Annotated in this window: 17 protein-coding genes; 11 read left to right on the forward strand and 6 right to left on the reverse strand. The window is 41.7% G+C overall.

The window, feature by feature from the left end; genetic code table 11:
• Window positions 1-473 precede the first annotated feature (473 nt).
• On the reverse strand, window positions 474-3137 hold the full coding sequence (locus FXV91_RS11065) for a PAS domain S-box protein (RefSeq protein ID WP_229390660.1): 2664 nt from the start codon (window positions 3135-3137) through the stop codon (window positions 474-476).
• Between the two features lie 435 nt (window positions 3138-3572).
• Between FXV91_RS11065 and FXV91_RS11070 the strand changes: the two genes are divergently transcribed.
• The 3 genes from FXV91_RS11070 to FXV91_RS11080 all read left to right on the forward strand — a co-directional run bounded on the left by FXV91_RS11070 (window position 3573) and on the right by FXV91_RS11080 (window position 6217).
• On the forward strand, window positions 3573-3758 hold the full coding sequence (locus FXV91_RS11070; protein WP_229390661.1) for a hypothetical protein: 186 nt from the start codon (window positions 3573-3575) through the stop codon (window positions 3756-3758).
• A gap of 516 nt (window positions 3759-4274) precedes the next feature.
• Window positions 4275-5432, forward strand: coding sequence for a tyrosine/phenylalanine carboxypeptidase domain-containing protein (locus FXV91_RS11075; RefSeq protein ID WP_229390662.1), 1158 nt, complete (start codon window positions 4275-4277; stop codon window positions 5430-5432).
• Between the two features lie 632 nt (window positions 5433-6064).
• Entirely contained in the window at window positions 6065-6217 is a 153-nt protein-coding gene (locus tag FXV91_RS11080) for a hypothetical protein (RefSeq protein ID WP_229390663.1), read from the forward strand.
• A gap of 158 nt (window positions 6218-6375) precedes the next feature.
• On the opposite strand, the gene FXV91_RS11085 is transcribed toward FXV91_RS11080, so the two are convergent.
• Window positions 6376-7638, reverse strand: coding sequence for an NAD(P)/FAD-dependent oxidoreductase (locus FXV91_RS11085; RefSeq protein ID WP_229390664.1), 1263 nt, complete (start codon window positions 7636-7638; stop codon window positions 6376-6378).
• Between the two features lie 418 nt (window positions 7639-8056).
• Here FXV91_RS11085 and FXV91_RS11090 point away from each other — a divergent pair, with 418 nt between their 5' ends.
• Entirely contained in the window at window positions 8057-10327 is a 2271-nt protein-coding gene (locus FXV91_RS11090) for a phosphoadenosine phosphosulfate reductase family protein (RefSeq protein ID WP_229390665.1), read from the forward strand.
• Window positions 10328-10480: 153 nt separating this feature from the next.
• Here FXV91_RS11090 and FXV91_RS11095 read toward each other — a convergent pair whose 3' ends face one another.
• Complete coding sequence (locus tag FXV91_RS11095) at window positions 10481-10654, reverse strand: SOS response-associated peptidase (RefSeq protein WP_229390666.1); 174 nt, start codon at window positions 10652-10654, stop codon at window positions 10481-10483.
• 340 nt (window positions 10655-10994) lie between these two features.
• Here FXV91_RS11095 and FXV91_RS11100 point away from each other — a divergent pair, with 340 nt between their 5' ends.
• The 5 genes from FXV91_RS11100 to FXV91_RS11120 all read left to right on the forward strand — a co-directional run bounded on the left by FXV91_RS11100 (window position 10995) and on the right by FXV91_RS11120 (window position 21583).
• On the forward strand, window positions 10995-11387 hold the full coding sequence (locus tag FXV91_RS11100; RefSeq protein ID WP_229390667.1) for a VOC family protein: 393 nt from the start codon (window positions 10995-10997) through the stop codon (window positions 11385-11387).
• 808 nt (window positions 11388-12195) lie between these two features.
• A complete protein-coding gene (locus tag FXV91_RS11105; protein ID WP_229390668.1) occupies window positions 12196-14658 on the forward strand; it encodes a PAS domain S-box protein in 2463 nt (820 codons plus the stop codon).
• A 610-nt stretch (window positions 14659-15268) separates the two neighbouring features.
• Complete coding sequence (locus tag FXV91_RS11110; RefSeq protein WP_229390669.1) at window positions 15269-16399, forward strand: AI-2E family transporter; 1131 nt, start codon at window positions 15269-15271, stop codon at window positions 16397-16399.
• 256 nt (window positions 16400-16655) lie between these two features.
• Entirely contained in the window at window positions 16656-18563 is a 1908-nt protein-coding gene (locus tag FXV91_RS11115; RefSeq protein ID WP_229390670.1) for a threonine--tRNA ligase, read from the forward strand.
• Between the two features lie 797 nt (window positions 18564-19360).
• Window positions 19361-21583: a DEAD/DEAH box helicase gene (locus FXV91_RS11120; RefSeq protein WP_229390671.1), complete on the forward strand. Its 2223-nt coding sequence runs from the start codon at window positions 19361-19363 to the stop codon at window positions 21581-21583.
• A gap of 1127 nt (window positions 21584-22710) precedes the next feature.
• On the opposite strand, the gene FXV91_RS11125 is transcribed toward FXV91_RS11120, so the two are convergent.
• Window positions 22711-23268 carry a RimK/LysX family protein gene (locus tag FXV91_RS11125; protein ID WP_229390672.1) on the reverse strand — a complete coding sequence of 186 codons (558 nt, stop codon included), beginning with the start codon at window positions 23266-23268 and terminating at the stop codon, window positions 22711-22713.
• Window positions 23269-23453: 185 nt separating this feature from the next.
• Between FXV91_RS11125 and FXV91_RS11130 the strand changes: the two genes are divergently transcribed.
• A complete protein-coding gene (locus FXV91_RS11130) occupies window positions 23454-24332 on the forward strand; it encodes a nitroreductase family protein (RefSeq protein ID WP_229390673.1) in 879 nt (292 codons plus the stop codon).
• Window positions 24333-24419: 87 nt separating this feature from the next.
• Here FXV91_RS11130 and FXV91_RS11135 read toward each other — a convergent pair whose 3' ends face one another.
• Window positions 24420-24884 (reverse strand): DJ-1/PfpI family protein, encoded by a 465-nt coding sequence (locus FXV91_RS11135; RefSeq protein ID WP_229390674.1) that lies wholly within the window; start codon window positions 24882-24884, stop codon window positions 24420-24422.
• 523 nt (window positions 24885-25407) lie between these two features.
• On the opposite strand from FXV91_RS11135, the gene FXV91_RS11140 reads away from it, so the two are divergent.
• Window positions 25408-26103: a DUF2971 domain-containing protein gene (locus FXV91_RS11140; protein WP_229390675.1), complete on the forward strand. Its 696-nt coding sequence runs from the start codon at window positions 25408-25410 to the stop codon at window positions 26101-26103.
• A 16-nt stretch (window positions 26104-26119) separates the two neighbouring features.
• Here the strand turns inward: FXV91_RS11140 and FXV91_RS11145 are convergent, their stop codons facing one another.
• Window positions 26120-26749 (reverse strand): NUDIX domain-containing protein, encoded by a 630-nt coding sequence (locus tag FXV91_RS11145; RefSeq protein ID WP_229390676.1) that lies wholly within the window; start codon window positions 26747-26749, stop codon window positions 26120-26122.
• Between the last annotated feature and the right edge of the window lie 17 nt (window positions 26750-26766).

A 26766-nucleotide genomic window follows, 5' to 3' on the forward strand; every position in this document is an offset into this window, starting at 1 on the left:
CGAGCCCCTAGAGCCTAATCCATCCAGTCTGATGCCCGGGTTAAATGCTTTCTTCTATTTTTTGCGTCTGAATGGTGTAGCCAGCCTGCCAGCCAAATTAAGTGCTGATCGTCTGTACGACTATTTATAGTACTATTAAAAATCTGAATTTATGAATGTAGTAAAAATTAAGAGTTACTTCCTTTAGTTACTTCCTTTAACTCCAGGAAACCGCTCTTCAATTATAAATCATATCAGCGCCCCCACCAGCTTTTCTGGCGGTTCTCTCCAAAAAGAAAATATAAACGGTAAACAAATAAAAAGAAGTAAAAAGAGTAAAAAGGAGTAAAAAGGAGGAGACTTGAAGAAGCAATATTTTCTGCAATCTCGAAGTGAAATTCGGGAGGGTTAAAATCTAGGAGGGTTAAAATCCAGGAGGCTGGATTTCGATCGATCTTAACTGTTATTTTCTCTTTAATCGGCTTTTTTCAGGCTTACCCAGGAGGGCTCTTATCATCGAATCTGATAGTAAATTTTGTTTCTTCTCCTTTCTCAAGTTCAATCATCCCATCGAGTTGTTCAACCAGAGCATTTACAAGTTGTAAACCAAGGGTGTCAGGGTTGTCAAAATCGATATTTTCTGGGAAACGACCCCCATTGTCCGAATAAATCAATGTAAATCCGGGGTATACCCCTGAGTCTGTGTCGGCTCCTTTTTCGGGTGCAACGCGATGTCTCGAAGCTTCAGGCTGTCTGCAAAGAGAAATCCGGATCTCCCCATCGGTACCTTTCGGAAATGCATATTTCAGGGAATTTGAGAAAAGCTCGTTAATTATTATTCCAAGGGGAATTGCAGTGTCGATTCCGAGGAATATATGACCTACATCAAGGAAAAGCCTGACTTTTTCATTTCCGACTCTGTAAGAGTAAAGAAGGTCAGAAGTCAGTTTTCTGAGATAAGCTGCAAAATCTATGCTTGTCGTGTCCTCGGATTTATGAAGCTCCTCATGGATTATGGACATGGAGACAACGCGGTTTTCGCTTTCTCTGAAAGCTTCAATAACATCCTTATCTTTGAACTTATCAGCCTGAAGGCTGAGAAGGGACGAAACAATCTGAAGGTTATTCTTGATCCGATGGTGAATTTCCCTCATACCTATCTCTTCGGCTTTTGCAAGGGTTTCTTCGGCTTTCTTTTTCTGAGTAATATCATAAGAATAGCCCTGGATAAATTCGGTCTCTCCTGAAGAGTTACAGATGTTGTGGATTAATTCATGAACCCACTTTACAGTTCCATCTTTCCGCATGAGCCTGTACTCATATTCAATAATGGAATTTGGGGAATGGCTCATTTTTTCCCTGCTTATATCGAGTATTGTTATATCTTCAGGATCAATGAGATCAAACAACTTTATTCTGCCGGAGATAAAATCTTCTTCTGTGTACCCGGTTATTTCCTCAACAGCCCCTTCCATAAATAGTGGGGTAAAATCCCTGTCCAGCTTAAATGAGATCCCTTTAAAATTCTGTAAAAATGAACGATAAAGCTCCTCGCTTTCTTTCAGTTTTTCCGAGGAAAGTTTGATTTCAGTAACATCCTTCATTACCCCAAGGGCTTTGCATACGTAGCCTTCTTCGTCCCTGAGATAGACGCCTTTGTTTTCCACGCAAAAATAGCTTCCATCTTTCCGCCGGAAGCTGAATTCTTCATTGAATTTTTCTCCTGTCTTCCAGCACATTTTAAATGTCTGCTGCACCCTTCTGCGTTCTTCAGGGTGAATGTGCTCAAGCCAGTCATAATAAGTAAAATTCTGCATCTCTTTATAGCTGTAGCCCGTAAGTTCCGTGACTGCTCCTGCCCATTCAACATGGCCGTTTTGCAGGTCAAACTCGTATATCAGCTGGCCTGTCTGTTCGGCAGCCAGCCGATATCTTTCTTCACTTTTTAACAAGTTGTCTTCGATACGTTTGCGCCCGGTTATGTCGAGCATTACTCCTACGAGCCCTTCCACAGTCCCATTAAGATTTCTGTATACGGCTTTATTGAAAAGGAAATCCCGGGTTATCCCATCAGAGCACATGACTCTGGACTCATAAACCTGGCTTCCTCCTCTCTGGAGCAGCTGCCTGTCAATTCTTTTATAAACATTATTCAGTTCTGCCGGAATCACTTCGGAAAGTTCATCTGTAGAGCATCCTATTACTTTTTCCTTTGAGCTCCCAAGAATCATCCTTGAAAAGAGTTCGTTGCAGCCGCGGTAAATCCCCTCTCTGTCTTTGTAGAATACGGGAGCCGGAATCGTGTCAAGAAGAGTTTCAAGAAAATGTACTTTATCCCGGAGGGTACCCTCGACCTCATCTCGCTCGATGGTTAACGAGATGAGGGATGCAACGCCGTTCAAAAAATAAGTATCTTCTTTTGTAAATCTTTCTTTCTTTGTACTGTGAACCGCGAGCACTCCATAGGGTTTTTCAACACTCCCGATGAGGATGCTCACTCCACTCTTTATTTCCTGGTATCCTTTAAATCCCATTCCTTCAATGGAACCTTTTCTGTTTAATTTCTCTATCCGAATAGGTTTTTTTGAAAGCACTGTATATCCGGCAGTCGAAGCTGCATCTCTTTTTATAACCTTACCTGTATCTTCGATCTTCCATCCAATTCCTGTCTCAAACAGAAAGTTTCCATCAGGCAAAAGCTTCAAGATTTTGCAATACTCTACGTCAAGTGCCGAAGCAGTCAAAATTAAGGATTCGTCCAGCAGGGTTCGAATGTCCGGGGTTTTAAGAGCCAGTTCGGCAACCTGGGAAAGAGCTTCATGGTGCCTATCTGTTAAAGATAGCTTTAAAGATAGCTTTTTCTCGGCCAGTTTGAAAAAAGTGGCATCCGATGCGTGAAGAATAATGTATTTACCGTCAGCAGAAGGTGTGAAAGTGGCTGAATACACCTTTTCGCCTGCTTCAAGTTCCATGTATTCTGGCTTCTTCTTAAGAGCTGCTTTTTGCACGTTTCTCCGGATTTCTAAAGGAGCCTTTTCTCCGACCCCACTCTCCCATGCTTCAAGTAATGCTCTTCCTGCTTCGTTAGCATAAAGAATTGTTCCTTCTTTTTTTATCCTCAGAACCGGGCTGGGGCTGTTTAAAAGGAATTCTTCCATCCAGTTTACTTTTGCTTCGGATTCTCCATCAGTAATGTTTATGCTATTACCCCCAGCCTTTAAGTGCCTGCTCTTTTTTTCTTAGAACGTTTTCCAGATTTTGAGTCTTTCTGTCCGTAACTCCGGGTTTCCTGAATTCGTTTTTATGAAACTTTATCCGATAATCACATGTATGATAAAGTTATTGACATATTAATATTTTGGATATAATATTAAAGGAATATTAATAAGTGATAATATAATGTGATATTATTCGCATCTTTTACCGAACATGAATATATATAAAAAGCCTATCATTAGAGATCTGTCTATTACCGGGGATTTATTAATACTGGCAGGCACCCGCAGCAGCCCTCTAAAATACTTTTGGGAACTCGCTGACATATATATGGAAACGTAAGTATAATTTCGCTTTTTGCAAGAGAGGTATCTTTTATGGAGGATTTTAACCAGCTCAAAAGAAAACTTGACGATATGACTGTTCCGGAACTTTACGAATATGTTAGAGAAAAATATCCTGAAAACGAAGACCTTGCATTCGGGTCCAAAAAGATAGTTGTCAGGAAAGTGCTGAACTTCGAAAGAAACCGGCTGAATGAACTGGAAGAAGCTGGTCAGTAAGAATTATATTTTTACAGTTCATTTTTTAAGCTTTTTCTGTTCTGAAAATATCCTGCCTTCGGGGCGTTTTCAGGAACACTTCCATTTAGAGAGTGAGCCTGAGGTTTCAGAACAGGTACATAAGTGTTGTTTTTAATACGAGGAAATCTGGAAACTAGAAATCACAGGGTTCCCTTTGATATAATCGATTCAATTGGTTTAATGGATTTTAGGGATGGATATCAGGAATTTGAAAAATATTGGAAATTTGGATAACAGCATCCTCTTTTATAATCCAGGGTTTAATGTAAGATTAAGATTAACCCATAATAGGGGGACTACTTACTGAAAAGTGCCAGTTTATTGAATTTCTGCCACCTGCCAGAGAGTCATTCTTTACTGATCATTTCTTTTACCGATCATTTCTTTTACTGATCAGTCCTTTCACTGATTAGCCTTCTTACTGATAAGTCCTGATATTACTAAAAAATACACACAGGGAAAAGTTAGAAAGATAAGCAAGGGAACTGGTTTAGGATGTTTGCAGCAGAATCGGAAAAATACGTTCTTGAATATGACAGGCGCCTGTTTGATATTGAAAAGCAGCTGAATATTCTTCGCTATCTCAACCCTGTGAATACCAGAAAAGAAAAAGAGAAGTTCCTCAGGGCATACACTGAAGGCAAACCTTACGACCCGGTTTTCGAGTACGAAAGCTGTGGGCCGGAAGTCGGGGCTTTTTGCAAGGAACTTAAAAAAATAAGAGGAAAACTTGAGTACTGTAAAGATTCTGTTTTTGCTCCTTTCTACATCAAAAAGATCAATTACCTCCTTCGCTTTCGTGAACTTTTGACTCACAGAGATTCCCCGGATTTCGGGGGTGAGCTTTCAGCCTTTTACGGAACCCCTTCAAAATCTCTCCTGCAGGAGGCCCGGAGAAACCTTGAAGACTTAAAAGACGAGCAGGTAGAGAAAAACCTGAGTCCTGAAGATATCAGAGACGTTTTTGAGAAGGAATTAAAACGTCTGGGTCTAGAATGGGAGGTCAGGCCTGCGGATGGAGGAGGAGTGAAAATGGCAGTAAATGCAGCATGCAGTGAGGTTCATATCGATTTTTCTGCCATTTTTTCTGAAGCCGGGGTCAAAGGGTATCTCTGCCACGAAATCGGGACGCACGTCTTTCGGGCAGAAAATGGAAAATTCCAGCCTCTTATGCTTTTCCGCTCGGGTTTTCCAGGGTATATGGAAACCGAAGAGGGACTTGCAGCCTATAACGAAGCAAGAAATGAGGTTCTGTCGCCGGAAAACCTTAGAAAGTACAGTGCAAGGGTTGTAGCGGCTGCGATATGTAATGAAGCTTCCTTTTCAGAGCTCGTGGACGAATTGGCAGATAGTTTCCCTCTCGAAGAAGCTTTTACCTTTGCCCTGAGAGTCAAAAGAGGGCTTAGTGATACATCTCTACTCGGAGGCTACACAAAAGACTGTGCATACCTGAGCGGTTTTCGGAAAGTGAACGACTTTTTACAAAAACAGCCCTCAGAGCAAGAGGCTTTGAAGATCCTTTACTGCGGGAAAATAGGTCTCCAGCACTTCCAACTGGTAAAGGACCTGCTGGCTGAAGGAATTCTCAAACAACCACGCTACCTTCCGGAAGCAAACTTTCCTTCCCCTGCTTTTTCCTTTGTCCGTAATTAAAGGCAGCTCCTGCTTAATTGTTTGGTCTTATCCAGGACGCCAAAACTGAGCCTTTCTGTTTTCTCTGTTGCGCCGCACAGGGCTGGTTGACCCGCCGCCTACCAAAAAAACAATAGCTGAACATATAACACAACTAAAAGAAACCTAATACTAAGGAGAAACGGTCATCCTGCATGAGAAACAATCCTCTTGGCCCCGGAAAGCCGCATTTTAATTCACAGGATATACAAACGTTCCCTCCAGCTTGTACAGGATATATAAACGTTCCTTCCAGCTTCTCTGGCGGCCCTTCAAAAAAAGAAGAGGGAAGTGGAAGGGGAGAACTGAAAATAACAATAAAATTAACAAAAACACACGTGAAAAGCGTATTTTTCAAGTATGATTTAATTCTGTTTTGTTTGTACTGTGTTGCTTTTTTCTGCCGCTTTGGCTTGTCAGTTTGTCGTTCTTACTTACAAGCGTTCCCAGTAGCTTTTAATTTTTGATTTTCTTTTTTTTCTTTTTTTTCTTTTTTTTCTTCTTTTTTGGGACCGGCCGGTCTCCTTCGTCGAGCGTGACAAAAACGGTTCAGTATGTGAATACGGTTATACCGGTTATAGAGATTCGTAGTTTAGAACCATAAATTAGTCCTCTTGAGCGAAACAAAGTGGAGCGAAAAGGACCGCGTACTCCCGAGTCGCAATTCGGGCGAGTCGCAATTCGGGCGAGTCGCAATTCGGGGCGAAAAGGACATTGTGCTGTTGAACTTGCAGTGCAACTCCCAGGAAATCTCTGATTCCCTGTGACCCCGAAGCGCAATTAGAGAGTAAAATCTGTGATTTATAAATTAGTCTGCTTGAACGAGCGAAGCGAGTGAAACAGACCTCGTGCTCCCGAAGCGAAACTCGGGAAGCGAAACTCGGGCGGGTGAGGAATATTTTTATTAGGCTCGAATGCCAATTCATTAAAAGAGCGTCTTTATAAATGTCCCGAAGGCTCTCATGAGCCTCAGTGAGTTTCCTGAAAACATCAGCTTCCTCATAAGGACAGATGGGTGGTCCATATCTCCGTACTCGGTAATTGTGTTCAGGATGGAAGGGCTATTTAATGAGCCTATGAGTTCGTTTAACTGGTGGTCTTCCAGCTTTCCCATATAATCATGGATTTTCATGCCTATTTCAAGTTCTTTTGACAGGCCTTTTCGCCAGAGCCTATCGTATTCGGAAAGCCTGCTTGCAGAGGTATCTCCTTCTAAGGAGGCTTCAGCTGCAATTTTTCCGGCAATTTTTGCTGCAAAAGCTCCTGTATAGACTCCGCCTCCTGATGTGGGCTTAGCCTGTCCTGCAGCATCGCCTGCGAGCAGGATGCCGTCGGAATAGGTTCTTTCCTGAGGGCCGATAGGAATTCCCCCAACTACAAAATCAAGCATACCTCCTGAGTACCTAGCTTTTACGTGGGGATTTGAGCGCAGGAATTTTTCAAGATAGAAAAGCGGTGAATTCTCGCAGTGTCTGCTTTTGCACGCGATTCCCGGCTCTATAGCAAGTGCTATCCTTGAGATTTTTTCGTCAAGGGGCACAGTCCAGGCAAAGAAACCCGGAGCTGAAGAACCGGGAAACAGTTCGACAAAGTCACTGTCTTCTGAGGCATAGGGAGCTTCAATCTGAATTCCCGGGAGCACACGCGCAGGTTTTCCAAGGTCTGCGTAACTGGCTATGCGGCTTTTTACCCCGTCCGCGCCTATAACTACAGATGCGGATATGGTTTCGAGCTTGCCGTTTTTAAGTACTTTGAGTTTCACGGGGGAGTTCTTTTCTTTATCACTTCTTTTCCCGTTTTCGGCTTTGAAGTTTTCCTTCTCAAGCCCTATAGCCCTCGTTTTCAGGGAGAGTTCAACGCCTTCTTCTACAGCCATTACTGCAAGGGTCCGGTCAAAGTTTTTCCTAGAAACAACATACGCTTTTGTCCGCTTCCCGTCAATTGGCAGGCACTGCCCATCTGGAGCATGCACAAAAGCGCCGCGAACAGAATTGAACACAAATTCGTCCGAAGGCTTGAGATCACACTCTTCAACAGCTCTTGTGCTCAGAAGCCCTGTACAGCCCACAGGAGAGCCTATTGAGGCATGCTCTTCGAGCAGAAGGACTTTTGCTCCGTTCATTGCCGCATATCGGGCAGCAGTGGAACCTACAGGGCCAGCTCCTACCACAACAACATCGTATTTCATACAGTATCACATTCGAATCGCAATTAAGTTTGAATTACGAATTAAGTTTGAGTAGTAAATCAAGTTCGAATAGTAAATCAAGTTTGAGTAGTAAATCAAGTTCGAATGAAATGCATGGCTTTTACTGAAAACTTGATTCCTTTCCTTCCAATAGACCTTAACGCTTCTCAGGAAGTTTAATATACCCCTGATTCATATAATTCGTTAATATCACAATTTAAATATAAGATTCATGTTATATTTAAAAACTGGCTATTTACTGATAAACCACATTTAATACCTTTTTAGAATTATTATCAGTTTTATTTTACGGATCTCCCTTTCTTTCAAAATATTGATATATCGATAAACGCATCCTTGCAGAAAACTGAACAATAAGGTACTTAATCATTTCTTCGAACTACCGGTCAGGGCTCCCATGCATCAGAAAAAAGAAAAATACCAGGCTTCCAGCTCACAAAAACAAAAAAGAAACAGTCCAGATATAAATAGTCAGGACAGAAAGGGTCCGCAAACCCGTGAAAAAGGCGCAGAAAACAAATCACGGGGTTTTAAAGAGAAATCCTCTGCCAGAAAGAGCTCTGGCTCTGAAAAGCGATCGGATATGGTAGCTTTCTCAAAGAAGAAATCCTCTCCGCGTTTCGAATATGAAGATGATTATATTTTCTGGTGCAGGAAATGCAACCTGCCACTCTTAGGGGAAGAATGCGGGATCTGTGGTAATAAAGGCGAGATACTCCACCTTTCCCAGCCTGCCGATGTAAGGTTTTGCTCTCCTTATGAGCGCGAGATCCTTGCAGGTCAGTTAATTTCATCATTTGGCTGCGATCCTCTTAGAAAAAGGCTTATTCTCCTGAATAAAATCCCAGGAGAAGACAAAACTGATGAAGTCATTGTAGACGGCTTCATTTTCGGAGTGTTACGCTTTGAACTTTCGGAAATGGACTACAGTTTTGAGCCTTCCCTTCAGGGAGCAAAAATTCTCATCAAATGTGCAGAAGGCAGAAAAGTCGAGCTTAAGAAAACAAACAGGCACCTTAATGGAAAAAATATACCGGCAGAGCTTATAGATTCCTTTACTGGCAACATAAAAGCAGGGGATTTCGTCCTTGTGACTGCTGGCAGCCTTAGCGGATACGGAGTCTCTTACATCAACGGCGCGGATTTTACAGATCTGAAGAGGCTGGCAAAGCCCGAAGCTCAATCTAAGATCTCAGCTCAATCCGATACCGGGGTTCAACCTGAACTCATATCCCTATCCGAGTCCGAATCCTCGCCCGAAACCGGAGCAAAAGTTCTCAGGGTTAGAAAGGTTGACAGCAGTGAGGCGTGCCTGCACCCCGAAGTTCCGGATCTCAGGGCATGCATAGATGCTAACAGAAAGCATCTGCAGATCCTGGGGAAAAATGCCATCAATACCATTCGCGGGATTATTTCAAGGAATGAATACCGGGACCTGCCTGTGTATGTGTCCTTTAGCGGAGGAAAAGACAGCCTTGTCGTGCTGGACCTTGCAAAGGCTGCTCTCAAGCAGAGGGAGTTTAAGGCTTTTTTCCTGAATACGGGGATAGAATTCCCTGAGACTGTGGAGTTTGCCCGGAGCTTCTGCAGGGAGATGAAAGTCCCGCTTGAAGAGATGAGTTCGGGTTCTGCTTTCTGGGATCAGGTAGAAAAGTTCGGACCTCCTGCAAAGGACTTCCGCTGGTGCTGCAAGGTTTGCAAACTGGCTTCGGCAGGGGATCTGCAAGCAGGAAAAAGGGCCTACTCTCTCCCGGAAAAGGAGGTTACAAATGAAGTTGCTTACCTGACAATAGATGGCAAGAGGAAGCATGAATCTTTTTCCAGGGCAAGAATTGCGACAAGTGAGACAAACCCCTTCGTCCCGACACAGCTCAATATTTTCCCTATCCGGGACTGGCGTGCACTTGAAGTCTGGCTCTATATCCATTGGAGAGGGCTTTCATACAACCCGCTCTACGACCTGGGCTTTGAAAGGGTTGGGTGCTGGCTCTGTCCGTCTGCCCTTGCTGCCGAGTATGCCAGGGTAAAGGATCTGCACCCTGAAATGCATGCGAGGTGGAATGCCTTCCTTCTTGAGTGGGCAAAAATGCGCGGGCTGTCGGAAAAGTTCATAGAGCACGGGTTCTGGCGCTGGAAAGAACTTCCCCCGAAAATGCTCAGGCTGGCAGAGGAGCTTGAGATCTCTGTCCTGCCGGAAGAAAAAGCTGAAGACTTTGAAATTGAGGTCGTGGGAGGAATTTCCCCCTGTAAAGCAGGAGGCTTTTCTGTTGAGGCAGGAATTAAAGGCATCAGGGAAAAAGAAGCCTCAGATTTCATTAATGTGCTCGGGAAGACTGTTTATGCAGAAGAACTTGGCATGCTGCTGGTAAAAACCGGCACAGGAACTGTAAAGTTTTTCTCTAATGGAAACCTGCTGGTAAGCTCGGAAACAAAGGAAAAAGCTGTCTGCCTTTTTAAAGAGACTGCAAAACAGTTTGTAAGGCTTTCCCGTTGTACAGGATGTGGTATATGTAAAAAAGCCTGCCCTGTCGGAGCGGTTTCAATTAAGGAAGGAAAGCCTCATGTAAATGAAACCTGTATAAGGTGTGGAAAATGCATGGAGTCCTGTGTGGTAACAAGATATTTTGACAAACTTGTGCCCGGGCTGGATAAAAAACTGAAGGTTTGAATAGAAAAATTGAATATTCGAATAGAAAGTATGATTGAATATTCTAATAGAAAGTATGAAGTTCGTAGAATCCGGTAGCAGGGACAAGACACCGTTTCTTAAAAAACGAGTGGCGGAATGCAGGTAATGTGTCAACAGTTTCAGCTTTAGTGTTTATTGTTTTGTATTTATACTGTTCATCAGCAGAAAAGTGAGGTAGTATCCCCAAACCATTAACTCAATTTCCTTATTTCCCTGATTTACTACGACAGGATTTGATTGTCCTGGTCTGATATTCCATCTTGGTTTGAATTCATCTAAAAAATTTACAATATCATATCTATCCATAGGATTTTGTATGTTTCGTACTGAAAGCCCATACGCTCCACATATGGCACTAACCTCTTCTATATATTAAGAGCCTATCCGGAAAGTCCACTGCTTTGAATATTATCCATGCAGATACGAAATACAGAATTGCAGGGTTAATGGTAGTCAATAATTGGATTACATGAAGTTTTGGGATAGGCTCATTATTAATATTGGAATAAAACAATCGATAATTACTATATTTTATCTAATGAGAAGCTAGCAACGTGCTATTTTACTCTCTGGAAAGCTTTCAATACTCTTAAGTAAATCAGAGAATATTCTAAAAATAAAATTAGATATTTTCGAGGAAACAGATATGAGAATTAAGTTAACCAGTGTACTTGTAGATGATCAGGATAAGGCTCTTAAGTTTTATACTGAGATTTTAGGTTTCGTTAAGAAAAATGATATACCAGTGGGAAAATTCAAGTGGTTAACAGTTGTCTCTCCCGAGGAGCCTGAAGGTATAGAATTACTTCTTGAGCCAAATGACAATCCAGCTGCCAGAACATTCCAGGAAGCACTTTATAATCAGGGAATACCGTTAACAGTGTTTTTCGTGGACGATATTCAAAAAGAATACGAACAAATGAAAAATATTGGCGTGAAATTTGCTCAAGAACCAACAAAAATGGAAACAACAATCATTGCCGTATTTGATGACACCTGTGGCAACTTCATACAAATGATACAGAATAGTTCTGTTTAAATCCTGTTGAATGTACTGTATCCTACGCAACAGTTACTTGCTATACCATAAAACAGAGAATATATGCAGTATAACCATGTTGGAATTTACTCCATACCATATGACTTTTCTAATACACTCTAAGCGCTTATATGAGACATACTTTTAAGGTAGCTCCTTTATGGAATAGTAAGTCTATAAATTTAATACTTTCATCCAGCTTTCTCATCCTTATCCTACTTTCCGCACTATTTTTTCACACATAATATTTTTCGTATTTTTCACCCATTATTTATAAAAAATAATTGGATGATTTCAAAAATATAAAATCCAGAAATTTTACTGCGGAAAATAGGTCCTAAAATAGTGCTGTTAAATTATTGCACTTGAGTTTATTTTTTATTGACCCGAATCTATAAAAATGAACTGATTTTTGCTAGGGCAATTATTGAATAAAAACGGCTGTGCATTATTCACACAAAACAGCGTATAAAAAGTTCGAGATTCCTATACCCCTAAAGGTTTAGTGCGAGGGTATACTTCAAACGCATAGTTCTTATGAGAATAATCTTTGAACCCAGCATTTGACTTGCCTAGACGATCCTCACACGTATAATATATTATCCCCTGTTTACAATCCTGTTTGCCTAATGCTTAATCCTCAATTTATGTATTCGAAGTTTCATTTGTGAAATATAAATATCAGATATTATAAATTACTTAAAGAAAAAAACCTCTTATTTGTAATAGAAATATATTATTACAAAACTATTCTGGAAAAATATTTACATTTAATACTGTATCTTTAGGGATGTTCCATGGGAAATGTGTGTCTAAGAGTTCTCTCAGATACCGCAGGATCTCACTGACAGACTATTCAAATCTTGACTGGAGAATTATGACCTCTAATTACCTGAGTGAAGAAGAACTGGAGAGCCGGGTACAAAGACGGACTGCTGAGTTAGAGAAAGCTAATCAGGATTTACGTGTCGAGATTATCGAGCATAAACGTAAGGAAGAAGCGTTGTTACAATCTGAATTCATATATCAAACTTTGTTCAACTCGATTGACGAAGGTTTTTGCGTCATAGAGATGATCTTCGATGAAAACGGAAAACCGGTAGATTATCGCTTTCTGGAAACAAATTCGGCCTTTGAGAAGCAAACAGGACTTATCGATGTGCAGGGAAAGAGAATGCGAGAATTTGCCCCAAAGCACGAAGAACACTGGTTTGAGATCTACGGCAGGGTTGCTTTGACCGGACAACCGGCTCGCTTCCAGAATCATGCTGAACAGTTGAACCGCTGGTATGACGTATACGCCTTTCGTTTCGGAGAGCCGGGAAAGCGGCAAGTTTCCATCCTTTTCAATGATATCACAGAGCGCAAGCAAACTGAAGAGGCGTTACGCCTTTCAGAAGAAAAGTTCTCCATTGCTTTTGCCAACAATCCAGCAGCTATAGCACTGACCCGTCTCGAGGATGGACTACTTTTAGACGTTAACGACACATGGGTGGCATTAAACGGCTACAGTCGGGATGAGGCAATTGGTGACTTCGCCAGGACAATGAATATCTGGCCGACCTGCGAGGCTGCATCCCGCTTCGTTCAAGAGTTACGGGAAAAAGGCTCTCTGAGTGGATGGGAACAGAAATTCTATAAGAAGTCTGGAGAATCCTATGTAGCTCAGCTGTCGGCTCAGGTTCTGACCATCAGAGGAGAAAAAGTTATTCTTTCGACCTTTGTAGATATAACAGAGCGCAAACGAGTTGAGGAGGCTTTACGCGAGAGTGAGACGCGCTTCCGCACGATGTTCGAGGCACACGGAGCACCCATGATGCTCATCGAGCCCGACAGCGGGCAGATTATCGACGCCAATGATGCAGCGGCCCGGTTCTACGAGTACTCGCGCGAGCAGTTGCGGGCGATGCGTATCGACCAGATAAACCAGCTGTCGCCCGAGGAAGTCGCCGCCGAACGCTACAAGGCTTTGGAACGCGGCAAGAACGTGTTTGTCTTCCGGCACCGGCTCGCCAGCGGCAACATCCGCTGGGTGGAGGTTTACTCCTCACCGGTAACAATCCAGCGCCAGTCCATTCTTTTCTCGATTATCCACGACATCACAGAGCGCAAGTGGGTAGAGGAAGCACTGAAAGAAGCATATGATTCCTTAGAAGAAAAGGTTAAGGAACGTACAGCAGAACTTAAAAAAGCATATAACTTATTGAAAGAAAGTGAAATAAGTCTTGCTGAAGCTCAACAGATGGCACATCTTGGAAATTGGGACTGGAACATTATAACCAATGAAATGTACTGGTCTGATGAAATTTACCGAATCTTCGGACGCACTCCACAAGAGTTTGGAGCAACTTATTATGAATTTCTGGACTATGTACATCCGGAAGATAGGTACTATGTGAATAGTGCTGTTAAAGAAGCCTTGAACGGAAAAACCTATAGTATCGATTACCGGATTATCATGGCCAATGGAGAGGAGCGTATAGTACACGAGCAGGCCGAGGTTATTTTTGACAAGAAGAATAGCCAGAATAGCCCAGTTCGAATGAAAGGAATTGTTCAGGATATTACCGAGAGAAAAAAAGCAGAAGAAGCCCTGGCAAAGATGGAACAAGTGCGCATAAAAGAAATTCACCATAGAATTAAGAATAATTTACAGGTAATTTCATCCTTGCTTGACCTTCAAGCGGAAAAATTCGGTTATGTAGAAGTGCTTGAAGCCTTTAAGGATAGTCAGAACCGCATAGCTTCTGTGGCTCTAATTCACGAAGAACTATACCAGGGTAAAGGAACTGGTAACCTGGACTTTGCAGCTTACATTAAGAGGCTCACACGAGAACTTTTTTCCTCATACAATCTTAGAAAAGAAGACATCAGCCTGGTTCTGGATCTCCAAAATGCTTATCTTGGCATGGATACCGCAGTTCCTCTTGGTATCGTTGTCAATGAATTGGTCTCTAATTCTTTGAAACACGCTTTTCCAGAGGGTAAAAACTGGAAAGTAAGTATAAGCTTAAGGAAAACGGAAGACTTCGATATAAACAAAGTAAATTCCGAAACAGACTATATATGCGGAGAAGAAGGTAATTTCCAGTACATAATCACAGTTGCAGACAATGGAAAAGGAATTCCAGAAGGAATAGACCTTCAAACTGCTGATTCTCTTGGACTTCAGCTTGTTAATGCCCTCGTAGAACAGATAGATGGTTGTATAGAACTTAAAAGAAATCAAGGAACGGAATTCACTATCTGGTTTAACAGTATAGAAAAATGAACCGCTATTGGATCATTAATATTAGAGAACACAATAGTCCAGTAAAAGTAGCATACAACAGAACTTTACAATACTCCTTTTCTTAAACCACAAGTACTCCCAACGTCCATCTAACGCTTTCAGCGCCCAAAATCGCCTCCCTGAATATAATAATCCCAGATTTCAGAACAGATTGACAGCCAGTGAATACCGAAATTAGGTAGTTTTAAATTCGGTGATAGCAGTGCCGAAAGTTATAAATGAATAGGGTTTGAAATTCCAGAAGAATTTCATACGAGATTGAAAGACTTCAACAAGACTACTCCCTGATCAACTTCGTTAGGCTGATAAAGGTACCTTTAGAGTCGAACCTGGACAAGGCAAAGGGCTAAAGCCCCCAATCTCTTTTTAAAACCACGTTGTGCAAAATCATAGTTTAAAATTATGAATTTTCATTTTTATAATCAGAATCTTCACCTTTATATTTAACAATGATTTCAAAATCACTTTTTGGACATTTTTTATTAGATATTCACAAATTTCGCTATCTCTGGATTACGTTTTTGAACTTATTGAACCTGTATATACGCACATCATTTTATATATTAAGAATTTCTAACTGTCCTATAGGATGCTGAAAGATGTAAAACACGATAGACCAGTTTTCCAGCAGGGATATCTGGACGGAGTCAGCCAGCTTATTGCCAGCCGATGGAAAATAGGAGTAGCCATTGCATTAGCTGTGCTTTTGTTCTTTGCTTTACTCATCCTGCTGCCCCTGGCAGACGGAATAGTGCTCGGGATAGTCTTTGCTTATATTGCCAGGCCTATCCAGGTAAAATTTGGAAAATACCGAAAAATTGGAGCTTTAATAGCCAGTCTTTTCATTTTTATTCCTATAGTATTCATTGTAGGAGCCGGAATTGTTGAGATTCTTAACCAGGTCTCCTGGGTTATTGAACACCAGACCTCAGTCATGGGTGGAATTTTAGATTTTATAAATGCTCTGGAAATTCCGGATACATATGTTGAAAGGATAAACAATGCTATCTGGAACCTTTTTACTTCCCTGCTCCCTGCAGTCGGCAGCATTGGACTAATATCATATGCCCAGAGTATCGGTCTTTTTGTTATTAATTTCATAGTTGCGATTTTCTTCTGTTATTTTCTGCTTGCAGATGGGGACAGACTTTACTGTGCTTTTCTTGGCATGATACCGGGTGATTACCAGAAAATTGTAAACCGCTATGCAGCTCACCTGGACCTTATCCTGAAAGGAGTTTTCATAGGTAATGCCTACTCTGCCCTCATAGTGAGCATAACCTCAGTGTTTGTCTTTTATGCTTTTGGATTTACCCATGTGCTGGCACTTGCAACCCTGATCTTCGTAGCTTCAGTTATCCCTCTCTTTGCCGGATATATGGTGCTCGTGCCTCTGGCTATAATACGCTACTTTGAACAGGGATTTGAAAGCGCATCTCTTTTCTTTGTAGTTTCTTCCCTTGTAATCTACGGCCCTCCGGAACTTATCCTCAGGCCTTTCCTGACCAGCCTGAAGTCAAAGATCCATCCTATGCTGCTCATGCTCGCCTTCTTAGGAGGGGCTTTTGTGGGAGGAGTTGCAGGTTTTTTTGCAGCCCCTATTCTCCTGGGAGCGCTCGTTGCAGCTTACAGGGTTTATCAGGAGCAAATCCACCCTGAATTGGCAGCCCAGACTGACCTCAACCTCAAAAATCCTGCAGAATCCTGCAGGATTGATTGAGGAAATCTTTTTCAATGAGGCGAAAGGGATTGCTTTATATCATTGCAGGATGTTAGGACTGTCATATATTCTTCTTTACTTCCTTTAATCAAGATCTACTGACGGGTACAGACTTCAAACAGCTCTGAAATCAGATCCTAGAACTGAACCGCAGTACTGAACCATAGTACTGATCATACTACTGTTTGATTCTCTGTTTGATCCAGAAACAAAGCCAGTTCGGAATATATTCGGCTTAGAAAACACAGGTGATAGAATGCAGTTATTGCTCATTCACTCTGATTATATTGAATACGAAACCAAAAAACAAACCCCAGTTGCTGAAAAAATAGAAGAGTCCTTAAAGTCAGGCAGACTTGAGGAAGCCCTTACCGCTTTTACGGCTGTTGAAAGCGTGGATGAAGCCAATCCAGAAGAAGCCATAGAAAAGGCTGTTTCTGAAATAGAAAAGGTTGCAGCCCAGGTCAAAACCAGCCGTATAATGCTTTATCCTTATGCCCACCTGAGCTCTGACCTCTCCTCCCCGAAAGTTGCAATAGAGGTCTTAAAAGGCATTGAAACAGCTCTCTCAGGCAAATACGAGGTCAAAAGGGCTCCTTTTGGATGGTACAAATCCTTTACCGTAAGCTGTAAAGGGCACCCCCTCTCCGAACTTTCCAGGAGCATCCGTCCCGAAGGGACGACAAAAGCAGTATGCAAAACCGTGGCAGTTGAAGAAAAAGGAGAGGTAGTTTCCGAAGCCCTGAAAGCTGAGAGCACTGCAAGGTCTTACTGGCGCATTCTGACTCCGGACGGAGAACTCCATGAGATCGAAGGCTTTGACCTTGCCCCTCACCCGAAGCTTCAGCAGTTTGTAAATTATGAAATTTCCAAGAGCAGGGCGGTTGAAAGGGCTCCTCCCCACGTTGAACTTATGCGGAGGCTTGAACTTGCAGATTACGAGCCAGGGTCAGATTCCGGAAACATGCGCTATTATCCCAAGGGAAGGCTTGTCAAATCCCTAATTGAAAACTATGTGCTTGATGTCGCAACTGATTTCGGGGCAATGGAAGTCGAAACTCCCCTGATGTACGACATGAACCACCCGACCCTTAAGAAGTATCTTGACAGGTTCCCTGCAAGGCAGTACTCTATCGAGTCGGATAAGCGGCAGATGTTCCTGCGCTTTGCAGCCTGTTTCGGGCAGTTCCTTATGAACCACGACATGACGATCTCCTACAAGAACCTGCCTCTGAGGATGATCGAAATGACTCGCTACAGTTTCAGAAAAGAACAGCGCGGGGAACTTGTGGGCTTAAGAAGGCTCAGGGCTTTCACCATGCCGGATATGCACACCCTTTGTGAGGATATGAACCAGGCTGTAAACCAGTTCAAGGAACAGTACGACCTCTGCATCAGTGTGCTTGAAAATGTGGGGATCCATATTAACGATTATGAAGTTGCCATCCGCTTTACAAAGGACTTCTATGAGTCCAATAAAGACCTTGTAGTTAGTATGGCACAAACCGTCAACAAGCCCGTGCTTGTGGAGATGTGGGACACCCGCTTCTTCTACTTCGTGCTCAAGTTCGAGTTCAATTTCGTAGACGCCCTTGCCAAGGCTAGCGCTCTTTCGACTGTCCAGATCGATGTGGAAAATGCTGAAAGGTACGATATTTCTTACGTGAGTACAGACGGCAAATTGGAGAGGCCTACAGTGCTCCACTGCTCTCCGAGCGGAGCAATCGAACGCTGTATCTATGCTCTCCTCGAAAAAGCAGCAATGGAAACCGAAGAAGGAAAGGTCCCTATGCTGCCTGTCTGGCTTTCTCCCACCCAGGTCAGGGTTGTGCCGATTTCCGAAAAACACCTTGCTTTTGCCGAAGAGTTTTCAAAGAAACTGGACTGCAGGGTTGATATTGACGACCGCGACCTGTCCATAGGAAAGAAGGTAAGAGAAGCGGGCAGGGAATGGGTACCATATGTCGTGGTTATCGGAGATAAGGAAATGGAGGAAAACACGATTAACGTAACCATCCGGGCCGAGTCCGAAAAGGATAAGCCGAAAAAAATCCAGATGGTTCCGGAAGAACTCAATACCCGCATAAAGGAAGAAACCGCTGGCAAGCCTTACAGGAAGCTGCCGCTTGCAAAGTACCTTTCTGCAAGACCGAAGTTCTTCTAAACCCTTTTAAATTTCCTTTTCCAGAAGATCTCAAAGGATAGAGAACCTCTACAACGAGCCTTTTCCTTTGAATTTTCCCCTTTTCGCGATAAATTGCTGCATTTATTTGTTTATTTATTTGTTTATTTACTTATTATTTATTATTTATTACGTATCACTCATTACGCATTAATTATTACGCTTTACTTATTATGTATTATTTATTATGTGTTCTTTATTCTATGTTCTTTATTATGTGTTACTTATTATGCATTATTATTCATTTGTTTATATATTTCTTCATTTCAATATTAGCTATAGTCCTTTATTTTAGTAGCATTCTCTGTGTTTTCACAGCTTTAATTAATAGTAACTCTTGTGCATTCGCAGTCCTTAATTAATAGTAATTCTTGAATTTTCACAGTCTTTACATCTGTACTTTCATAACCTTTATATCTTCACTTCCATAATCCTTATATTTCCATGGTTATTATACTCCACAACTTTATATATTCCATAACTTTATATTATAGTAATTCTTATACCGCCGTAATTCTTATATCGCCGTAGTTCTTATTATTGAAAAGGGATTCCTTTTAATTAAAAGCAGTTTGACATGCTCTTTTCGATTTCAGAACGAAAGGAGACAGCCCAGATTTTCTGGACTGGAGATTTTTATTCTTTATTTTGTAGTGAGGGGAATTAATTCTTAGAATATTTCCAGTTGCATGCACTGTTTCCTGTGCATGGAGCATTCAGTTTCCCAGAAAACTCTTTGAAAGGTAGCTTTCTGGTTTTAATGGACATTAAAAATCTCGTTGAGTGAAAAGCGTGAGGACAGCGTACTGATGACAATTTCAAATGAAGCCGCAGCCGACATGGAAACAGTCGAGCTCGAGCCTTTGAGGGAAGATAAGAAGAAAATCTTTGAGGATATTCTGGAATATTTTGAAACCCATCAGAGAGGATATATCAAAGTTCCCACTGGCTGGGGTAAGACCTTTCTTTCGAAACATATAATGAAAAAATATTACGAAGAAGGAAAACTTGTACTTTTCCTTATTTCGAAAAACAACCCCCTCCTGAGCCAGACTTACTACGACAGGAAAAAAAACAGGCCACTCTTTCCCAATAGTGCGCTCCTCTCTTCCGAACTTAAGGTATCTAGAAAAGATATTGCAGAAGCCCTTAAAAAATCCGGGCGGGAAATAGGTGAAGGTTTTGTGCTCTTTGCCTCGCTGCAGACAGTACTCGGAAAACAGGCGTCAGAAATCAAAGAACTGCTCCTCGAGTATACCGATCTTGCAATCGTGGATGAGATCCATAACTTCATCAATAACAGGGGAAACGACTTTCTCAACGAGTTCGGAGATCGGACCAGAATCCTGGGGATGACTGCAACTCCTTTCCAGGGTGTGGTCGGAAACGTCAAATTCGTGGACGAGATTGCCGGAGATATGAGGGAAGTCTATGCAAAGACCCTTCCTGAGTGTATCCTTGATGAAGAACTTTCGCCCCTTAAGTATACTATTGCCGAAAGTTCGGAAGATATCTTTGAGATCTTCGATTTTGAAAAAGGGCTGGATGAACTTGACAAGCAGGACCTCTTCCTTGACTGCAGTACTGCCGACAAACTGAAAAAAGTAATCCGAAGAACGCAGCTTGCAAAAGATGTGTACGATTCGATGGTAAAGCAGAGGAATGCAAAGACCCTCGTCTTCTGCGCCCCTGTCCGAAAGCGTGTCTATGGAGCCGGAGCTGACGGAGGGGAAATCAACGCTTTTCACGCAAAAATTACTTCTTCGGTTTTTAATGGGGAAATCTCTGCCCCGGAGCTGGAAAAGGACTCTAATCCTGTCTTGCCACTCGATTTTGATAATTATACCTCTGAAGGGAATTTCAAATATGCCGCTTTCATGACCTCTGAACTGCCTAAGGAAGAACAGAGCGCCCTTCTTGCAGCTTTCAGGGATGAAGGAAAGCCGCCCCATGTCCTGTGCACTGTCGGCATGCTGATCGAGGGCTTCGATTTTCCGGCACTTGAAACCCTTATTCTGCTGCGTCCCACCCTGAGCATGCGGCTCTTTGAACAGCAGGTAGGAAGGGTTACAAGGCTTTCTCCGGTTTCCGGGAAGGATAGGGGAAACATCTTTGAGATCTCAGACAGCATCGATTCCCTTTACCAGCACTTCGGAGAAGGAGTTTTCAACGGGGAAAAGGTTGACCAGGTCCAGATGCTCCAGCCCGAAATCCGCCTTGAAGAGCTTTTCTCCGAAGGGGATGCAGCCCGGGCAATCGAAGAAGGAAAAATCGAAATTATCAAAGTAGATTTCAGCAACCTGAAAAAAGGAAAGGGAAAAGGAAAGGATGCGCAGGCAGGAGAAATCCCTGTCAGGCTTCCCCCAACTGCCCTGAGGGCAAAATATTTCTCGCGCCTTCTTGCCCTTACAGAGGAAAAGGATATCGGAGCCTTTGAACGTGAAAAGCGGGAACTCATGCGGGGAGCCTTAAGGTTCAGGGTCAGGGAACTCAGAGATGCAGAAGAGCTCGCGAACCTTTCTGGCCAGTTAAATAAGCTCAAGAGGGAAGCTTACGAAGACCGCAGGCTAGGGGACGTTTCAAGACAGCACAAGCCCAAGGTTTTTGGAGAAGTTGAATGGCTCCTGAAACTTCGAGCCTTAAATTCCCTTAAGTTTGAAGGTAAACGCATTTCGATGCCCGAGAAAAATAGAATTCTAAGGACCCTGGGATTTGAACCTGACATTCGAAAGATAGACAGCTACAGGCTTAAATGCTTGAAACTCGGTTCAGCCCAGAAGACTATTCCTGATCTTGTAAAGGTACTCGCGTTTGTAAGCCGCCTTTCCTCTTCTGAAACCTACCAGTTCCTTGATAAAAAGAAAAAAGAGCAGTGGAAAAGAGAATTTCTGCCTGCAGTTTACTGGGGTTTCTGTTTCATTAATGATTCTCCCGAACTCAGGGAACTCTTCGAGTCCACGGAATGGGACAGGCGGGTTAAGAATATTATTCGGCAAAAGTAATCCTGTATCTGTGATTACCTGGTGATTCCTGATTAATCTGTAGTACTATTCAGAATCTCTTAAGGTGAAATCTTTTGTTTTTCTCTTCTGCACCTTGAAGATGAAGCCACTAGCCATCCACACATGAAAAATAACAGGTTATTTATGCTGGTATTGAGAGAAAACGAGTGCTATAGAGAAATCTCCCTGGCATAAGAAAAATCCGATACATACACTTATCTCGATCCGGAAGTTTCATTCCAACTCACAGGTAAATATAATCACCTATACCAGCTTGCCTGGCTGCCCGTCAAAAGAAGTGAAAAGAAAAGTAAAGAGAATTGAAACTTCTACTTTTTCGTTTCTCACAGGGACCTTAATAGTTTTTATTTACCGCATTTTCTCTTATTTTCTTCTTATTTTTTCGCTGGAAAGGTAGCTCTCCTGTGTTAAGCATAAAAAAATAATCCAATATGGAGAATAAAGTCCACACATAACTAATTCTGTACCTCATAGGTATATCGTCAATATTCCAAATAGATATTATGCAGAAGTTCTGGAGGAATGCACCATTTGGACAAAAAATACTCTATTATCCCAGAAACCGTTTTTAATCCACAGTTAAATTTAAGCTCCGCCAGCCTGACTTGCACCCTTCAAAAAAGAAGAAAGAAGTAGAAAGAAATTGAAAAAAAGAGTCTTGACAAAGCATTAAATAGCAATAAAAGCAGGCATGGAAGGATTGTTTTGGTAGTATTTATTTCGGTTTTTCTGCGTTTCCACGGACTTTTAATGTCATTTTTACTCTCTGGCTTTTATTTGTTGGTTTTTATTTGTCGGCTTTTATTTGTTAGCTTTTATTTGTTAGCTTTTATTTGTTGGCTTTTTTCTTTCTTTTCTCTTTTTTGGGACCGGCCGCTCTCTTCCTTCGAGTGTAACAAGAACGGTTCAGTATAATGAATAAGATTTTAAAGGTCGAGGTTGCAGTTTTGTCCTTTTAGTTTTGTCCTTTTAGTTTTGTCCTTTTAGTTTTGTCCTTTTTAGCCTTCTTGATTAAAGCTCATTGTTATAACCTATAATTTAGTCCTCTATAAACTATAATTTTTTTTCCTGAGCACAGTTCGCTGCTAATAACTATAATTATATTTTTACTCAACTTTTTTATACTCATTTTTTGCTGGTTGTTTAATGTATTCAAAGTTCCAGAGCGGAATCCCTTCAATTTCTCCTTTCTCAAGATGTTCCAATTCATGAGCTGCACTATAAGCCGGAGTGCCTTTCAATAATATACTTTTTTTCTTCAGTTCCCTGATTGTTATCTTTCTAATCTCCGGATTTACTTCTGCAAGTATTACTTTTTTCGCCTTCATAGTTATGGAATAGGGTCTTTCAACCAATTCTCTTTCTTCATTTGTCCCGCATTTTTCCAGCCTGCGGACAATCCCTTCTTCCTTTATAACTTCAGGATCGATGAAGAGATATATTTTTTCCAGAGTATAGCCAGTCTTGCTATCCTCATCGTAATAAGTGATCACGTCCTTTACTGCAATGCTTTTTGTTTCTTCGGAGGCATAACTCCAGGAGCCTCCTGATTTCAGCGATAGCAGAAAAGGAAGAAATAGCTCTTCTTGAGTTTCAAAACTGGAAACTATATTTTTTTCCTGGACTGAAAACTTGAAAATCGCCCGGATTTCTTCAGCATCCATATTCGCATCCCCTTCTTAAGAGATTGAATATCGAAGTCTATTTAATTTTTCTTTCTAAAAAAGCAATTTTAAGCCTTGAAATTAACTCGAAAATAATTCAGGAAAAGAATCTAGCATCCTTTTGGATTACCATCAAGAATCCATAATTAATGTAAAACAAATGAATTAGCTTCACAGGCAGAGAAATGAAGAAAAATAATAAATGCTGGCTGGTTATATATCTGCCCTCAACAGGATTTGATATAATGGCTCACATTATTGTTGATAAGGATCTTTGCACAAGGTGCAGTATTTGTGCAAAGGTATGCCCTTCAGGTGTTATCGATCCAGCTGATGAGGCTCATCTCCCGCAAGTGCAGGAACCAAACGTTTCACGCTGTCTCTACTGCGGGCACTGCGAGGTTTTCTGCCCGTCTCAAGCTCTCGTTTTGGACCTCCGTCCTGATGAGAAAATTCTCCTGCCTGCCGACGCAGTTACTATCTCTCCAGAGGATATAGCTTTCTATCTCAAGAAACGCAGGTCTGTCAGGCATTTTACCAGGGAGCCTGTGCCAAGGGAGAAAATTCTTGAAGTCCTTGATATCGCCCGTTATGCAGCGTCCGGAACCAATGGTCAGCCGGTGCAGTGGCTGGTTATCCATGATCCGGAAAAGGTCAGGAAGATTGCCGGGCTCACCATTGAATGGATGAGAACCCTGCTGAACACCCCACATCCCATGAGCGGCTATGTGCCGATGCTTATTTCGGCTTGGGATCAGGGATACGATATCATTTGCCGGGGAGCCCCTCATTTGCTCTTTGCCCACATTCCTGAGGAAAACCCGATTGCATCTATTGATGCCACTATCGCCCTCACCCATTTTGATATCGCTGCACCGGCGTTCGGTATCGGCACCTGCTGGGCGGGCTTTGTTGCAGCGGCTGCCATGTTCTATGAACCTCTCCAGAAGGAACTCAATCTGCCCACAGGGAGGAAATTTGCTTATGCAATGATGTTCGGCAACCCTAAGTACAAAATCCATGGAATCCCACGCAGGAAACCACTTGATGTTACGTGGCAGTAAGGCTTGAAAGGTTTTGGAAAGCTTCAGGGGTGAGGGACGTTCAGTCCCTTTTCCTCAAATACTCAGGAGCCTGCTGAATTTTATGCATCATACCGTATGACCTGCCTGACGGATAGTATCGGCACCGAGCTGAATTTTGCCCGCCGTTATTTCATTTGCCATGCATTCGATAAATGCAAGCGCCAGATTGCCAGCAGAAATGCCGGCCGAGATCCAGATATTTCCATCCCTTACAATCCGGTCCTCCATTACTTCAACATCACCCAGTTCTCGCAATTTCTGGAGTGAAGCCCAGTGGGTATTAGCTCGTTTGTTTGAGAGCTGACCAGCGCGGTGGAGAATGAATGTGCCGGTGCAGACAGAAAGCACGGCTTTACAATTCTTAGCCTGCGCGGCAACGAATTGAATAAGACACGGATTATCTACCTCTCGCGTGCCTTCGCCGCCCGGTATCGGGAGAAAATCAAGCGGAGGGCAATCTGTAAAGGTGACGTGAGGATTTATTGACATTCCCTTGTTACAGATCACGGGGCCGGGATTTTCAGCAATCATGAGGCACTTCTCAGGCCCCTGAGCAAATTTGCTCCAGAGCGATATTATTTCTCACGGGCTGACAAGATCAAGTTCTTCGAGCTCCGGGAAAACTAAAAATCCAAAATTCATGATACAAAGTTTATGGGTGTTTTGTAAATATTTTTCTATAGCGTAACTTGAATGAATTCTGTCTCTATACTATACATTTTTAGGATCAAAAATAAAGTGAAACTTACGCAGATGAACTGAAGAATTAACTGATTTTTTTTGTTGGTTGAGAATAAGTTTGGGGTAGAGTATCTTAAAAATAATGAATTTGTGACAAAGTCTGGAAATCGACTTAATGGATTCTTGATGTCTGGAAGAAAATCGATAATTTATAGATATGTTTGATCCTTATAGAAGTACTATGAGAGACAAAATAATTTATCACTACTGTAGCATGGACTCTTTTTTTGGGATCATCACAAATAAAAATATCAGATTGTCCAATGCCTATAAGACGAATGATTATACTGAGTTAGAGTGGATTTTTTCGATTATGGAATATTCAATGACTGATGTTTTTAAAACTGAATTTAGAGATTCACTTCGAAAAAGTTATCGAAGATGGCTGGAAAATTATTTTAGGCCGCATATAGCTTGTTTTTCAAGAGAAGGAGACTTATTGAGCCAGTGGAGGGCATACGCAAATAATCGAAAAGGCATTTCAATAGGGTTTAATCGGAGATATTTTGAATCAATTAAAACTTTGGATAACAAAGAATTCGAAGTACTTGATGTTGTTTACAGCTTAAAAGAACAAGAAAAAAAGCTGAAAGATTTGGTTTCTATTATTGGAACAGAGAAGTTAAAAATTTTAGAAGGTTTTTATATAAATAAAGGAGACAACAATTATTTTCATGAGATTGAACTTGCTAGTGTTCTTCTTAAATATGGAATGATATTTAAGAATGAAACCTTCTCTGAAGAAAAAGAGGTTAGATTAATACATGGCTTTGACAAAATAGCCGCAGAACCTGATATGTTTGAATATCGAGTTACACAAGATGATTTAATTTCTTTTGTAGAAATACCAATACATATTGAGAGTGATTACACACCAATTAAAGAGATTATTTTAGGACCAAACTGTAAGGTGAATTCAAAAAATCTGAGACATTTTTTAGGACAAAAATTACCTGCTAAAGCAATAGAAATAGAAATAAAAAAATCCATGTCGAGTTACAGGTCGTAGAATTTTTGATTAACGTTTAAAATAGTGTAGTTTGCCTGTACCTTTTTTCCTTGTCCAAGTCCTTTTCCGTCTGAGAGTAATTAATAATACCCATGAGTCTATCAAGAAAGCCGATCTGTCCCTTTCGTATTTTTTTCTTAGCCAGCTCAATATCGAACCAGCCTGCTCTATCGACCTCAGGATACTCCCGTATTTTCCCGGAGTTTTTTGGCCATTCAAAAGGAAATGTGTTACTTATAATATTTGTTACATCCAGATCCTTTTCAAGAGCCCATACATGCACTATCCTGTTGCCGGATTGATTTAACTCTCCCAGATCAATAAACTCGCCGTCAACCTCAAAACCTGTTTCTTCTCTAAATTCTCTTTTTGCCGTGTCCAGGGGGCTTTCATGCCCTTCGGGTAGTCCTTTGGGTATTGACCATACTCCATGGTCTTTTTTTCCCCAAATTGGCCCACCCGGATGAACCAGCATTACTTCGAGTCTCTCGTTCCTGAACCTGAATAAAAGAATACCATTACTATAAGTGCTCACTTTTCTACTTCCTCTCCCAACTGCTTGATCTCCCGGTTTCATAATAAACTCATAGGCGCCGCTTTCTAACTGAAGCAGAAGGGCGATAGTGGCATCAATAGATGTAGCCATTTAATTAGATCATAAAT

The sequence above is a fragment of the Methanosarcina sp. DH2 genome (assembly GCF_020804225.1).
GTDB lineage: Archaea > Halobacteriota > Methanosarcinia > Methanosarcinales > Methanosarcinaceae > Methanosarcina.